At 58.6% G+C, this 701-nt stretch carries 1 protein-coding gene; it reads right to left on the bottom strand.

What is annotated here, in order from left to right:
• On the bottom strand, positions 1–462 hold a 462-nt coding region (locus IHE57_RS16175; protein WP_209374693.1), incomplete at its 3' end, for an IS110 family transposase.
• Positions 463–701: the final 239 nt, after the last annotated feature.

Raw genomic sequence — 701 nt, 5'->3', positions numbered from 1 at the left:
CCGGTTGATCGCCCTGGTGATGTCATGCGCGAGGTCTTCATCCGTGCCGGCCAGGACCTTGAGATTAGCCAGGACATCGGACTCCCGATCCACGGACCTCAGAGTATGCGGCATCGTACGCGCGGTGTCGGCAATGATGAACGCATCCCTGGCATCGGTCTTCGCCTGACCCGGATACAAGTCAGCAGCTTTGCGCATCGCCAACCCCGGCAGATAAGCGATATCGGCTCCACAATCCCGGGCAACCGCGACAGGAAGCGCCCCAATCGTGTTGGGCTGATCAACGATGACGAGCACTCGACCGTGATCGTCTTGCAGAGTCGTGATTACGTGACGAAGCGCAGCTTCATCCTGCGGGAGTTCGTGATCATAGACTCGCTCGCCTGAGGACCCCAGCCCGCATCCGTGATGAGATGTTTTGCCAACGTCGAGTCCTAACCAGACGTCGTATTCGGTGTTCATGACAGTCCTCCTCGACCATCAGTTCTGTGGTCGCAGGTATGTCATGACACCCGATGCTGGCACCCACGTTACGACGAGACCTCAACACTGTTGGGCCGAGCCCCTATCAGCAGTCAACGCGCGTCCTGGATTCCTGGCGGCAACACCCCCCGGATCATCAATGACAGGGCAAATCAGCCATACCAGGACCAGCGACCAGACCCCGTTCAGGGCCTATGAATAAATATAGGGGCACCCCC

It is taken from the genome of Brevibacterium renqingii (assembly GCF_017808105.1).
GTDB lineage: Bacteria > Actinomycetota > Actinomycetes > Actinomycetales > Brevibacteriaceae > Brevibacterium > Brevibacterium renqingii.
The sequence above is the reverse complement of the archived record's forward strand: the minus strand, read 5'-3'. Positions and strand labels throughout refer to the sequence as shown.